General features: G+C 64.9%; 13 protein-coding genes. All 13 read right to left on the minus strand.

The window, feature by feature from the left end; all coding sequences use genetic code 11:
* Positions 1–39 precede the first annotated feature (39 nt).
* On the minus strand, positions 40–732 hold the full coding sequence (locus AC1DOP_RS08155) for a hypothetical protein (protein WP_477250723.1): 693 nt from the start codon (positions 730–732) through the stop codon (positions 40–42).
* 15 nt (positions 733–747) lie between these two features.
* Entirely contained in the window at positions 748–1,851 is a 1,104-nt protein-coding gene (gene wecB, locus AC1DOP_RS08160) for a non-hydrolyzing UDP-N-acetylglucosamine 2-epimerase (RefSeq protein WP_477250724.1), read from the minus strand.
* A 43-nt stretch (positions 1,852–1,894) separates the two neighbouring features.
* The gene (locus AC1DOP_RS08165; RefSeq protein ID WP_477250725.1) at positions 1,895–2,674 is read right to left on the minus strand and encodes a polysaccharide deacetylase family protein; all 780 of its coding nucleotides are present in this window, start codon (positions 2,672–2,674) and stop codon (positions 1,895–1,897) included.
* A gap of 67 nt (positions 2,675–2,741) precedes the next feature.
* The gene (locus tag AC1DOP_RS08170) at positions 2,742–3,857 is read right to left on the minus strand and encodes a DegT/DnrJ/EryC1/StrS family aminotransferase (RefSeq protein WP_477250726.1); all 1,116 of its coding nucleotides are present in this window, start codon (positions 3,855–3,857) and stop codon (positions 2,742–2,744) included.
* A 12-nt stretch (positions 3,858–3,869) separates the two neighbouring features.
* Entirely contained in the window at positions 3,870–4,403 is a 534-nt protein-coding gene (locus AC1DOP_RS08175; protein WP_477250727.1) for an acyltransferase, read from the minus strand.
* On the minus strand, positions 4,400–5,461 hold the full coding sequence (locus tag AC1DOP_RS08180) for a Gfo/Idh/MocA family protein (RefSeq protein ID WP_477250728.1): 1,062 nt from the start codon (positions 5,459–5,461) through the stop codon (positions 4,400–4,402). Before AC1DOP_RS08180 ends, AC1DOP_RS08175 begins: the two co-directional genes overlap by 4 nt.
* The gene (locus AC1DOP_RS08185; RefSeq protein ID WP_477250729.1) at positions 5,461–6,834 is read right to left on the minus strand and encodes a UDP-glucose dehydrogenase family protein; all 1,374 of its coding nucleotides are present in this window, start codon (positions 6,832–6,834) and stop codon (positions 5,461–5,463) included. The genes AC1DOP_RS08180 and AC1DOP_RS08185 overlap by 1 nt, the downstream gene beginning before the upstream one ends.
* Before the next feature lie 125 nt (positions 6,835–6,959).
* Complete coding sequence (locus tag AC1DOP_RS08190) at positions 6,960–8,153, minus strand: glycosyltransferase family 4 protein (RefSeq protein ID WP_477250730.1); 1,194 nt, start codon at positions 8,151–8,153, stop codon at positions 6,960–6,962.
* A complete protein-coding gene (locus AC1DOP_RS08195; RefSeq protein ID WP_477250731.1) occupies positions 8,144–9,262 on the minus strand; it encodes a DegT/DnrJ/EryC1/StrS family aminotransferase in 1,119 nt (372 codons plus the stop codon). The genes AC1DOP_RS08190 and AC1DOP_RS08195 overlap by 10 nt, the downstream gene beginning before the upstream one ends.
* Positions 9,263–9,282: 20 nt before the next feature.
* Positions 9,283–9,888: an acyltransferase gene (locus AC1DOP_RS08200; RefSeq protein WP_477250732.1), complete on the minus strand. Its 606-nt coding sequence runs from the start codon at positions 9,886–9,888 to the stop codon at positions 9,283–9,285.
* Positions 9,889–10,950: a Gfo/Idh/MocA family protein gene (locus AC1DOP_RS08205; RefSeq protein ID WP_477250733.1), complete on the minus strand. Its 1,062-nt coding sequence runs from the start codon at positions 10,948–10,950 to the stop codon at positions 9,889–9,891. It abuts the gene before it with no gap.
* A 12-nt stretch (positions 10,951–10,962) separates the two neighbouring features.
* Entirely contained in the window at positions 10,963–12,288 is a 1,326-nt protein-coding gene (locus tag AC1DOP_RS08210) for a nucleotide sugar dehydrogenase (protein ID WP_477250734.1), read from the minus strand.
* Positions 12,289–12,314: 26 nt separating this feature from the next.
* The coding region (locus AC1DOP_RS08215; protein ID WP_477250735.1) for a UDP-N-acetylglucosamine 4,6-dehydratase family protein at positions 12,315–13,358 on the minus strand (1,044 nt) is incomplete at its 5' end.

Genomic DNA, 13,358 nt, shown 5'->3' on the forward strand with positions numbered 1-13,358 from the left:
TCGACAGGTAGCAAAAGGCCATGAAAAATAATTCCTGTGTCATTTCAGGCGGTATCTGGCACGGTAAGGTTTGAATCCGAGGGACAGTTTGAACTGGCGCAAACCAGGCTGAGCGCCGAAGAAGGTGTCGTACATGACGTAATTCAGGCTGCCTTCCTCGACCAGCCCGCAAACGATGTCGGCCACCATCAAATGCATGGCGCCATCGTTGTTGCGGTGGCCGATGACGTGGGAAAAGGCGCAGAAATCGCCGTAGATGCCGAGGTTGGCGTAAGCCATCAGCGTGCCCTTGGCATCGAACACGCCGAAATACCTGAAGTAGGGCAGCTGTTCGAAGCGGGACACTTTCTGAAGATAGTGCTGCTCCATCGGACGGCCCTGGCGGACGTCCACCGAGGTATTGATGGCATGGATCTCGTCGACGTAGCTGTTGCGTTCGATCTCGCGGAGGACATAGCCGCGCGAGCGCGCGCGCTTCGCATGGTAGGCGCCGCGGTTCTTGCCCATGATCTGATCCAGGTAGGCGTCGCGGTTCGCGCTGGCGCGCAGGTCGACGAGCGCCGCGCCCACGCTCTTGTTCTGGATGATGCGGTATTTGGGGTGGGGCTTGGTGAAGTAGCGGTAGGCCTCCGGGATGCCGGCCGGATCGATCTGCGAATGAAAGTTCAGTGCGGCGACCGGCAGCCGGATGATCTCGACGGCGGTGGCGAAGTGGCGGGCAAGTGATTCCATGGTGGCGGGTCTCGCTCAATCCAGGTCCGCGACGAGCCGTTCGACGATGCGCGCGGCGGCGTCGCCGCGGCCGTACGGCGTGATGTCATCGCCGCGGCTGCCGAGGCCCGCCTTCAGGGCGGCGAGTACCGTCGCCGCGTCGCTTGGCGGTGCGAGGCGATTCCATCCGCCCTCCAGCAGTTCCGTCCACTCGGTCTCGTCGCGCAAGGTCACGCAGGGCACTCGATAGAAGAAGGCTTCCTTCTGGATGCCGCCCGAGTCGGTCGCAATCAGCGCGGCCTGCTTTTCGAGGTAGACCATGTCCAGGTAGCCCAGAGGATCGAGCAGGGTCACCGAGCCGGCCAGCCGGTCCAGCATTCCCTGTCTGGCAAGTACAGCTCGGGTACGCGGGTGCAGCGGCCAGATCACGGGCACATGTTCGGCAAAGGCTGCCAGGGACTCGACGATGACGCCCAGGCGGGCCGGCGCGTCGGTGTTCTCTGCGCGGTGGACCGTGACCAGGCAGTATGGCCGTGACTCCAGCATGGGGGCGAGACTCTGCATCGGCCCGCTGTGGACGCCGGCCCGGGCGCCATGGCGCAGGGCGACGTCGAACATGACATCGCCGACCTGGTGGATCCGCGACGCCGCAACGCCTTCGTGCAACAAATGCCGGTCCGCCGCGCCGGTTGGCGTAAACAGCCATTCCGAGACCCCGTCGGTCAGGATCCGATTGACTTCCTCGGGCATCTTCATGTTGAAGGACCGTAATCCGGCTTCGACATGGGCTACCGGGACGTGCAGTTTGGCGGCGACCAGCGCGCCTGCCAGCGTCGAGTTGGTATCTCCATACACCAGCACCGCGTCCGGCCTTTCCGCCAGCATCAGCTTTTCGATCTCGATCAGCATGCGTCCGGTCATCTCGCCGTGGCCGCAGCCATTGATCGCGAGCTGGTAAGCGGGCTTGTTCATGCCGAGTTCGGGAAAGAACACATCGGACATATTGGCGTCGAAATGCTGCCCCGTATGGACCACGATTTCGCGCAGCCGGGAGCACCCGGCAATGGCGGCCGACACCGCGCTGGCCTTGATGAATTGCGGACGTGCCCCGATGATGGTCAGGATTTTTCTGGAGGTCATAGGTCACCAATGCTCAAGCTGTTCAGGTCCGGACGGCAGGCGTTCACCAGGTCAGGCCCTCGTAAAAGCGCACGAGGTTGCTCTTGGTGTTTTCCTTCCAGTTCGTGTCGAATTGCCGTGGATGGGTCAGCAGATAGACCCGGCTGTGGCTGCGGATCGCGTCGAGCGGCGAGATCGGGTAGTAGTACTGCGGAGGCGGGCGGTCCGAAATGTACACGCCAAAGTGCCCGAGCAGCTCCTCGTCGTAGGCTTCGCACTCGATGCCGCACGCATTGCGCAGCATCGGGCAGCGGAGGATTTCCGTGTTCGACAGTTTCAGGCGGCGGTTGGCAAAGTCGCCGTGGCTGGCGACCGTGACCATTTTCCGGCCCAGCCGGCGTTCGAGCAGCCGGAAGTTCTTGAGAAAATAATCGCGGATTTCCGGAAGCCGTTCGTGCAATACGGCCGGGTGCTTGATATTGTGCTTCTTTGCGAAGGTCGCGAGTTCCTCGTAGTGATAACTCGCCTCGCTGCCATATTCCTCGATCTCGTTCATCAAGTCGACGTCGAGGGTGCACAACCTGAAATAGTAGCTCGACTTGACTTTGTACTTCTTTTCGATCTGGAACAGCCGGCGCGCGGTACGCACATCGGTATCGATGTCGTGCCGGTGCAGGATGACATCATCGGACGGCGTTGCGCCGGTTTTCATCGACTTGAAAAAATCGCGCAAGGAAGTATGGGTATAGCCGGCATTCGATGCCGCCACGAGGATTTTCTCGTGGTGCTCCAGGCGCGACGGCATCATGTAATCGCTATAGATCCTGCCGAAGATTTTCTTCATAGTCGTAAGACCGCTCCGGTTGGGGCGGGCCTTTTCCGGACCGGCGCACTGGCCGGAATGAGCTTGTTCATGCATGGCTTGGGCTGAAGCACTTGATGGTATCGACGACGTGCTGCTGCTGTTCGTAAGTCATTTCGGGATAGAGCGGCAACGACAGGATGGTCGACTGGTCGGCATGGGCATTCGGGAACTCGTGGCTCGCATGCCTGAAACGGCGATACGCAGGCAGGAAGGGCAGCGCAACTGGATAATTCACCACGGTTTGTATATCCGCTTCGTGCAGGTGAGCGGCCAGGGCGGCGCGCTCCGGATGGCGCACGACGTAGAGGTGATAGACGTGTTCGCGCCCCTCGGCGACTGTCGGCAAGCTCAGTCCCTCGACTTCGCCGAGCGTTTCGGCATAGGCCGCGGCCCATTGCTGGCGCGCCCGTGTCCAGGCCGGAAGATGGGGCAGTTTGACCGAGAGAATCGCGGCCTGCAGGCCGTCGAGACGGCTGTTGATCCCTTCCATCTGGTGGTCGCCCTTGAACAGGCCGCCGTGCCGCGCATACATCGCCATCCGCTCGGCGAGCCGGGCGTCGGCGGTCACGATGGCGCCGGCATCACCCATCGCGCCCAGGTTCTTCCCGGGATAGAAGGAGAAGGTCGCGGCGTTGCCGAAGCTGCCGACGGTACGGCCTTTGTATCTGGCCAGGTGGGCCTGGGCGCAGTCTTCGATGACCCACAGGCCATGCTTGCGCGCGATCGCCATGATCGCGTCCATGTCGGCCGGCTGCCCATACAGATGCACCGGGATGATGCCGACGGTGCGCGGCGTGATCTTCGCTTCGATCTGGGCCGGGTCGATCGTGAAGGTGTCGCTGTCGGTGTCGCAGAACACCACCGTGCCGCCGGCCTGGGTGATCGACTCCGAGGTCGAAATCCAGGAATGCGCCGAGGTGATGACTTCCATTCCGGGCTCGACCCCGAGCGCATGCAGGGCGATGTACAGCGCGTCCGTGCCGTTGGCGCAGGAGACGCAGTGCGGGACGTCGAGCAGCTTGGCGAACTCGCGTTCGAAACGGTCGACGTAGGGACCGCGGATGAAGCCCGATTCGGCAATCACGGCGGCGATGGCCGCGTCGATGTCATCCTTGATCGACAGGTACTGCGCATACAGATCGGCGATGGGAACGGTAGGCATGGTATCGGCAGGTCAGTGGTTGGAAGAATGCTGCGATGCTGCGGGCGCCGCGAGGGCGCGGATCCGGCGCGCCGGATTGCCGGCGTAGTTGCCGGGTTCCAGGATGTCCTTGGTGACGACCGCACCGGCGCCGATGACGGCGCCGTCGCAGATCCGTACCGGCATGATGGTGGCGTTCGAGCCGATCGACACCGCGCGGCCGATCCTGGTGGCGCGCCACAAGTCCTGTTTTCCGCCGGCCGGTCCGCCGCTGGCGAAGGTGTCGTTGATGAACATGACGCCGTGGCCGATGAAGCAGTCTTCGCCGATGCTCACCAGGGAGCAGATGAAGGCATGCGACTGCACCCTGGTACGCGCGCCGATGCGGACGCTCGACTGGATCTCGACGAAGGGGCCGATGAAGCAGCCGTCGCCGATCTCGCATTCGTAGAGGTTGACGGGGGCGACGACCTTGACGCCGCGGCCGAAGGACACATCCCGGAGCCCGGCTTGCAGCAGGGTGGGCGCACGCGTCCCCGCTGCGGCGGCCGCATCGACCGGCTTCATACGACTTCTCCGAGACGGCAGCGCTTGGGACGGAAACGCAGCTGCACTTCGCGGCCGGTTTCGATCGACTCGTAGAGCGCGCTGATCAGTTCCAGGCTGCGACGCCCGACCAGGCCGTCGACCAGCGCCGGACTGCCGTCGAGCAGGCAGGCGGCCACGTGTTCGTAATAGGCCTGGTGGCCGAAGCCATACACGTTCGGTGGATTGACGGAAAAGTTCTCGACGACGTCGGCATCTTCCAGGGTCGGCCTGGCGAATTGCCAGGAGCGGATCTTGTTGACCGAGAAGCCGGCGATCTCGACCGAGCCATGTTCGCCGAGCACCGACAGCGAGCCTTCCAGGTCGCGTGGCCGGGCGGCGGTGGTCGCTTCGATGATGCCCAGCGAGCCGTTGCAGAACTTGAGCGTCGCGACGGCCGTGTCCTCGGTCTCGATGTGGGCCAGCGCCGTCGCCGAGCGCGCATGCACGGCATCGACGTCGCCCATCATCCATTCGAGCAGGTCGATGTGGTGGCTGGCCTGGTTGGTCAGCACGCCACCATCGAACTCCCAGGTCCCGCGCCATGGGTCGAGGTCGTAGTAAGCCTGCTCGCGGCACCAGCGCACCCGCACGGTGCCGAGGATCAGGCGGCCGAAGCGGCCGGCGTCGAGTGCGTCCCTGAGTTTGACGACCGGCAGGTTGAAGCGGTTCTGCTTGACGACGAAGAGCTTGACGCCGGCATCGTCGCAGGCGTGGATCATGGCGTCGGCGTCGTCCAGACGCAGGGCCATCGGCTTTTCGACGACCACATGCTTGCCGGCCTTGGCCGCCGCGATCGCATGCCGGGCATGCATGCCGCTGGGGGTGAGCACGGCGACCACGTCGATGCCGGGGGCGTTGAGGAGTTCGTCCATATGCCGGTAGGCCGGCACGTCGAACTGCTGGCCATGGAGCTCGGCGCGTTCGGGCACGACGTCGCACACGGCGCCGAGGCGGAGATTGGCAACCTTGCCGTTGCCGAGCAATTCGATATGGCGTTTGGCGATGCGCCCGCAACCGAGTATTCCGACGTTGATCATCACATGGCTCCCGAAGTCGACGACGGGTTGGCGGCAGCCGCACCGGCGACGGGAGGACGGCCGACCGAGTAGTAATCGAATCCTTTTTCGAGCAGCCAGGCGGACTCGTAGAGATTGCGCCCGTCGAATACCACCGGCGCTTTCAGCTTGTGCTTCATCAGGTTGAAATCGGGACTGCGGAACTCCTTCCATTCGGTGACGATGATGAGCGCATCGGCACCTTCGAGTACGTCGTACATATTGCTGCCGAACTGGACGCCGGATGCATGCGGATAGACCTTGCGCGCCTCGTCGATCGCGATCGGATCGAATGCCTGGATGCTCGCGCCCTCGGCCAGCAAGCCATTGATGACGGCGATGCTGGGCGCTTCGCGCATATCGTCGGTATTCGGCTTGAACGACAGTCCCCACATCGCCAGGTTCATGCCGGCCAGGCTCCGACCGAAATGGGAGCGGATCTTGTCGACCATCAGCTGCTTTTGTGCGGCGTTGGCGGCCTGGACGGCGTCGATGACCAGCATCGGGCTGTCGTGCTCGGCCGCCGTCTTGCGCAATGCGCGCACATCCTTCGGGAAGCAGGAGCCGCCGTAGCCGCAGCCGGGGTAGAGGAAATGGTGGCCGATGCGCGGATCCGAGCCTATCCCCAGGCGTACCTGTTCGATGTCGACATCGAGTTTTTCGGCCAGGTTCGCCAGTTCGTTCATGAAAGAGATGCGCGTCGCCAGCATGGCGTTCGCCGCATACTTGGTCAGTTCGGCGGCCTGGACGTCCATCACGATCATGCGTTCGTGGTTGCGCTGGAAGGGCTGGTACAACTGGCGCATGGTCTTGGCCGCATGCTCGTCGTCGACGCCGATGACGATGCGGTCCGGGCGCATGAAGTCCCCGATCGCCGTACCTTCCTTGAGAAACTCCGGATTCGATACGACGCCGAACGCGATGTCGAGCTCGCGCTTGCGGAGTTCCTGGCCGACCGCCGTCCTGACCTTCTCGGCGGTGCCGACGGGGACCGTCGATTTGTTGACGATCACCTTGTAGCCGTCCATGTGGGCGCCGATGTTGCGCGCCGCGGCCAGCACGTGCTGCAGGTCTGCCGAGCCGTCTTCGTGCGGCGGGGTACCGACCGCGATGAACTGGATATCGCCGAAAGCGACCGCGGCGGCAATATCGCTTCCGAATTGCAGCCGGCCCGCCGCCATATTGCGCCGGACGATATTTTCGAGACCCGGTTCGTAAATTGGAATGCGCGTGGCATTCAGCATGTCGATCTTTTTCTGATCGATATCGAGACAATAAACCTGATTGCCGACTTCGGCCAGGCAGGCGCCAGTCACCAAACCGACATAGCCAGTTCCAACCACGGTAATTTTCATGATGGGACGTATGTGAGCCTATGAGTTTATTACCAGGCACACCGCGGAATTAAACGGCGCTTATTCTTTTCGCCCGGGCCTGTATTTCAAATGTTTTTAATGAAGGAAAACAGCTTGTCCGCCTGTTAGCATGAGGGCAAAGTATTGGTGCAGCCTTGAGTGTCCGCAACGGGAGTGCCGCGCAGGATTTCGCTGTAGAAGGCCGTCAGTTTTTCCGCTTCGGCGTCCCAATTGAATCGCTCGCGCACGGCCTTTTTTCCGTTTTCTCCCATCCGTTCGGCGAGATCGCGGTTTGCCACCAGATAATCGATTGCGGCAGCAATTGCGGCAGGATCGAAAGGATCGACGCAAATGCCGCATTGATTTCCATCGACGATGCTGCGCCAGGAAGGGATATTCGATGCAATGACGGGAATACCCGCGGCCATATACTCGAACATCTTGATCGGCTGCCCATGAAGGAAATTGCCGATCGGATGGGATGTCACCAGCCCGGCAACCGAACGTCCCAGCACCGCGCGCACGCCGGCGCGGTCGAGGAAGCCCAGTTCGTTGACCCGGTGCCAGCCGGGTTCGGCTTTGACGCTCGCTTCCAGCGCGGCCTCGGTGAATTGCCCCGCCAGGTTCAGGCGCGTCGGCGAGCGCAGCAGCGCGCATGCGCGCACGATTTCACGCGCGCCGCGGATGGTGTCGACCCCGCCGACGAAGCAGACCTCGTCCCGCTTGCCGCTCCAGCCGGCTGGGGCGTCCAGCTCGCCCGCGAGCGGGAAATTGCTGACGTCGATGGAATGCGGGTTCATCCGCAGGAACTTGTCGCGGATAAAGGGCGTCGCGCCGACGATGCCGTCGAGCCTGGCGCAGGCGTAGCGCTCGTAGGCGGCGAACATGCCGGCCAGCAGGCGCAGCGCCGCGGGCTTGAGATAGGGCTTGTCCAGCAGTTGCTGCGGGACGTCTTCGTGCGAGTCGAAGATGACCTTTTTACCCATCCGCTGCAGGCGCAGCCCGACCGGGATCAGCTCCGGATCGTGCAGGTGGTAGATCTGCGCATCCAGTGCGGCCGCCTTCAGGAATACGCGGCGGGTGCTGCGCAGGATGCGGTTGATGCGGCCCGGCAGCCTGCCGACGTCGGCGATCGCGACGCCGTCCTTGCGATCGTCGCCCTTGCCGTCGGCCACTACCAGGGTCACGTCGTAGCCGCGGGCCACCAGCGTCCGGCACTGCTTCATGAAGATGCGCGTGTCGTGGCGTGGGTGGACCGAGGTCAGATGGGCGACCCGGCCGCGCGCGCCGGCCGCGCGGGGGACGGTGGCTATGCGCATGATGCGGTGTCCGGGAGCGTCACGCCGGCGGCGGCCAGCAGGCTGGCGGCCACGCGGTCGGTGTCCGCGGCCGGCATATAGGGGCCGAAGGGCAGGCTCAGCACCTTTTTCGCCATCTCGAGGGCGACCGGGCAGCTGTCGGCGTCGGCCAGGCGGGCGTAGGCCGGCTGCACGTGGATCGGCACCGGATAGTGGACGGCGCTCGGGATGCCCGCCGCCTGCAGCGCCGCCTGGACCCGCTCGCGTTCCTCGAGCACCACCGTATATTGCGCGAACACGCTGCTGCGGTTGGGGTTGCAGCCCACCAGGCCCAGGCGGCCCGACAGCAGGGCGTTGTAGCGCGCCGCCACCTTGGCGCGTTCGGCCAGTTCCCACTCGAAGTGCTCAAGCTTGGCCAGGACGACCGCGCATTGCAGGGTGTCCATGCGGCCGCCGACCCCGACCCGCGTGTGCACATAGCGGCGCGACTGGCCATGCCCGCGGATTTCGCGCGCCGCGGCGGCAAGCGCATCGTCGCTGGTGAAGAGGGCGCCGCCGTCGCCATAGCAGCCCAGCGGCTTGCTTGGAAAGAAGCTGGTGCAGGCTATCGTCGACAGGTTGCAGCTTTTCCGGTTCCGGTAGGTCGCGCCGAAGCTCTGGGCCGCGTCTTCGATCACCGCCAGCCCATGGCGCCGCGCGACCGCATTGATCTCGTCCATGTCGGCCGGCTGGCCGTACAGCGATACCGGCATGATCGCCCGGGTGCGCGCGGTGATGGCGGGCTCGATCAGGCTGGCCGCGATATTGCAGGTGGCCCGGTCGATGTCGACGAATACCGGCGTGGCGCCGACCAGGACGATCGCCTCGGCGGTGGCGATGAAGGAAAACGGTGTGGTGATGACCTCGTCTCCAGGGCCGATGCCGAGGGCCATCAGGGAGATGATCAGGGCCTCGGTGCCGGACGCTACCGTGATGCAGTGGCGTGCGCCCGTGTAGTCGGCCAGCCTGGCTTCCAGTTCGGCCACTTCCGGCCCCATGATGTACTGCCCGTGGTCGAGGACGGCCCGGATGCGGTCGTCGATCTGCGCGCGCCCGCGCTGGTATTGGGACTTGAGGTCGATGAATTCCATGTTCGGTTCGCTTCGGTGGGTCAGGGATGGGGCAGGTGGGCAGGCGCCGCCGGGAGCAGGGTGCAGACGCCGTCTTTCAGCACGTAGACGTCGCCGGTGTGGGAGCAGCGGGCGTCGCCCCCGCCTGTCAGCGGCAGCGGCAGGCGCTCGCCGAAGCGGCTCATCCAGCCGGTGTGGCGCGCCGGTACGCCCGTCATCAGCGCGAATGCCGGGACGTCGCGGTTGACCACCGCGCCGGCACCGATGAAGGCGTGCTCGCCGATCGTCACGCCGCACACGATGGTGGCGTTGGCGCCGATGGTGGCGCCGTGCCTGACCAGCGTGCGGCGGTATTCGTGCTTGCGCACCAGCGCCGCGCGCGGGTTGTAGACATTCGTGAAGACCATGCTCGGGCCGCAGAACACCTCGTCCTCGAGGGTGACGGCGTCGTAGACGGAGACATTGTTCTGGACCTTGACGTGGTCGCCGATGACGACGTCGGCGCCGACGAAGACGTTCTGGCCGAGCGAGCAGCCGGCGCCGACGCGGGCGCCCGCGGACACGTGGGCGAAGTGCCAGACCCGGGTAGCCTCGCCGAGCACGGCGCCGGCGTCGACGATGGCGCTGGGGTGGACGGTGGCGCCCATTCAGTACTCCAGCGGCAGGGCGACGCGCTTGCCGTCGCGCGCGGACATGTAGGCCGCGACCAGCACCTCGAGCGACTTCAGGCCTTCGCGGCCGTCGGTCTCGGGCTCGGCCTCGCCGCGCAGTACCTTGATCACGTTGTCGTAGTAGAGCGGGTGGCCGAAGCCGTATACCGAGGTGGTCTGGTAGCTGGCGTCGCCCACCTTGGCGTCGTCGGGATCGGGGGTGGCGAATTCCCACTGCTGGATCTCGTTGACCGCCACGCCGCCGATGCGCACGGTGCCGTGTTCGCCCAGCACGGTGATCGAGCCTTCCATATTGCGCGGATAGGTCAGCATGGTCACGTTCATCGAACCAAGGGCGCCGTTGCGCCAGCGCAGGCTGATCACGCCGGTGTCCTCGACCTCGATGTCGCGCGCCAGGGTGGCGGTATAGGCCTGCAGGCTCTCGACCGGGCCGACGATCCAGTCGATCAGGTCGACGTAGTGGCTGGCCTGGTTCATGAAGGCGCCGCCATCGAATTCCCAGGTGCCGCGCCATTTTGCGCTGCGGTAATACTCTTCCGGGCGGGTCCAGAACACGTTCAGGTTGACCATGTAGATGCGGCCGAAGCGCTTCTTGTCCACCGCGCGCTTGAGCAGTTGCAGGGTGGCGTTGCGGCGGTTCTGCTTGACCACGAACAGCCGCACGCCGGCGGCGTCGGCCGCGGCGACCATCCGTTTTCCGTCCTCCCAGCGGGTCGCCATCGGCTTTTCGGTCATCACGTGGCACCGGCTGGCGGCGATCTGGATGGCCTGCTCGGGATGCAGGCCGGATGGGGTAGTGACCACGACGATGTCGGCGTCGGCCTGGCGCAGCATCGCCTCCAGGCTGGCATAGCCCTCGGCGCCGGTGGCCCCGACCGCGCGGTCGAGGGCGCGCGGATCGACGTCGCAGACGCCGACCAGCTCGGCCCGGTCCTGGTGCTTGCGCAAGGCCTCGAAGTGGTTGTTGGCGATGCGGCCGCAGCCGACCAGGGCAAAGCGGATCTTGCGGTCCAGTATGGGAGCAGGGTAGTGGCGCATGGCGGCGGCTCCTCAGGCTTTCACGACGTTCGGCAGGGCCGGGTAGACGCCGCGGGTATCGACGATCAGGGCGGCGTACTGCCGGATCAGCTCGTAGTCGAAGCCGCTGTGAGCGGTCGCCAGCAGCACCACGTCGTAGGACGTGATGGAAGGCGGGGTCAGCTCGACGCTCCTGAGGTCAAAGAAATGCTCGCGCATGCGCGGGAAGACCGGAACGTGCGGGTCGGAATAATCGACAGCCGCGCCTTTCTCGCGCAGGATCTCCATCAGCTCGACCGAGGGGGATTCGCGCATGTCCTCGACGTCCTTCTTGTAGGCGATGCCCAGCACCAGCACGCGGCTGCCCATCACCGATTTGCCGCGCCGGTTCAGGGCGTCGGTCACCTTGCCGACCACCCAGTGCGGCATGTCGCTGTTGATCTCGCCGGCCAGTTCGATGAAGCGGGTGTGCAGGCCGTATTCGCGCGCCTTCCAGGTCAGGTAGAAGGGGTCGATCGGGATGCAGTGGCCGCCCAGGCCCGGCCCCGGGTAGTAGGGCGTGAAGCCGAAGGGCTTGGTGGCGGCCGCGCGGATCACCTCGTGGATGTCGATGTTCATGCGGTCGGCAATGATCTTCATCTCGTTGACCAGGCCGATGTTGACGGCGCGGTGGATGTTCTCCAGCAGCTTGGTGAGTTCGGCGGCGCGGGTCGAGCTGACCGGCACCACCTTGTCGATCGCCGGGCCGTAGAGGGCGATGCCGGCCTCCAGGCAGGCCGGTGTCACGCCGCCGCAGACCTTGGGAATGGTGCGGGTGTGGAAGTCCGGATTGCCCGGGTCTTCGCGCTCCGGCGAGAACACCAGGAAGACCTCGCGCCCGACCGTGAAGCCGCGCGATTCCAGGCGCGGCTTGAGTTCCTCGTCGGTGGTGCCGGGGTAGGTGGTGCTTTCCAGCGACAGCACCTGGCCCGGCCGCATGAAGGGCAGCAGGGCGTCGGCGGTGTCGAGCACGAAGGACAGGTCCGGTTCGCGGTAGGCGTTCAGCGGGGTCGGCACGCAGATGATGAGGGCGTCGGGCTCGCCGGCGCGGGTGAAATCGGTGGTGGCCTGGAAGCCGCGTTCGCGGGCGCTGGCGATGGCGGCCGGCTTGATGTGATTGATATAGCTTTCCCCGCGGTTCAGGCGCTCGATCTTGGCGCCGTCGATGTCGATACCGAGGACGCGGAAGCCCGCCTCGGAATAACGCAGTGCCAGCGGCAGCCCGACGTAGCCGAGTCCGATGATGCCGATCACGGCCGCGCGCTTGCCCAGCCGCTCGGTCAGCTGTTCGAGATATGCCGGTTTGCTTTCATCACGCATGAGTGTCCTCGCCAAACGTTAAATTATTAGATACGGAACGGCACGAATTTTCGGATCAGGCCCAGGCGCGGCGCGGCGGGCGCGGGTGTGGGCGCCGGTGCGGCCGGGGCCAGTTGCGGGGTGTATTCGGTGACGATGGCCTTGACCATCGACTCGATCATGGCGCGTTCGTGGGTCTCGCAAGCCATCATCAGGCAGGTGATGAAGGTCTCGAGCACGCTCGGGTGAAGGGCGTTTTCCTTCATGCGCATGATGCGCTGGTGGTCGCTGGGGAAGACCACGCCGTCGGTCAGCAGCTCCTCGTGCAGCTTCTCGCCCGGGAACAGGCCGACATAGCGGATCTCGATGTCGCCGCCCGGGTTCTGGACGCTCTTCTCGGTCAGGCCGTGCAGGGCGATCATGGTGCGCGCCAGGTCGACGATGCGCACCGGTTCGCCCATGTCGAGCACGAACACGTCGCCGCCCTTGGCCATCGCGCCGGCCTGGATCACCAGCTGGGCGGCCTCGGGGATCAGCATGAAGTAGCGCGACACTTCCGGGTGGGTGATGGTCAGCGGGCCGCCGCGCGCGATCTGGCGCTGGAACAGCGGGATCACCGAGCCGGACGAACCGAGCACGTTGCCGAAGCGGACCATGCAGAAGGTGGTGCGGGCGCCATGGCGGGCCGCCGCGGCCTGGAAGATGAGTTCGGCGATGCGCTTGCTGGCGCCCATGATGTTGGTCGGGCGCACCGCCTTGTCGCTGGAGATCAGCACGCAGGTCTCGATGCGGTGCCGGGCGGCCTGGGAGGCGACAACCTGGGCGCCGACCACGTTGTTGCGCAGGCCCTCGACGATATTGGTCTCGACCAGGGGCACGTGCTTGTAGGCGGCGGCGTGGTAGATGGTGTCGACCTTGCCGTCGCGCAGGATGCGCTCGACCAGGTCGGCATTGCATACCGAGCCGAGGTGGGCTTCGATGGGGATGTCGGGAAAGCGGGTGGCCAGCTCCTGGCGGATCGTGTAGAGCGCGAACTCGGAGTGGTCGAGCAGGTGCAGGCGGCTCGGCGCGACGGTCACGATCTGGCGGCA

The organism is Massilia sp. 01N410, from assembly GCF_056399665.1.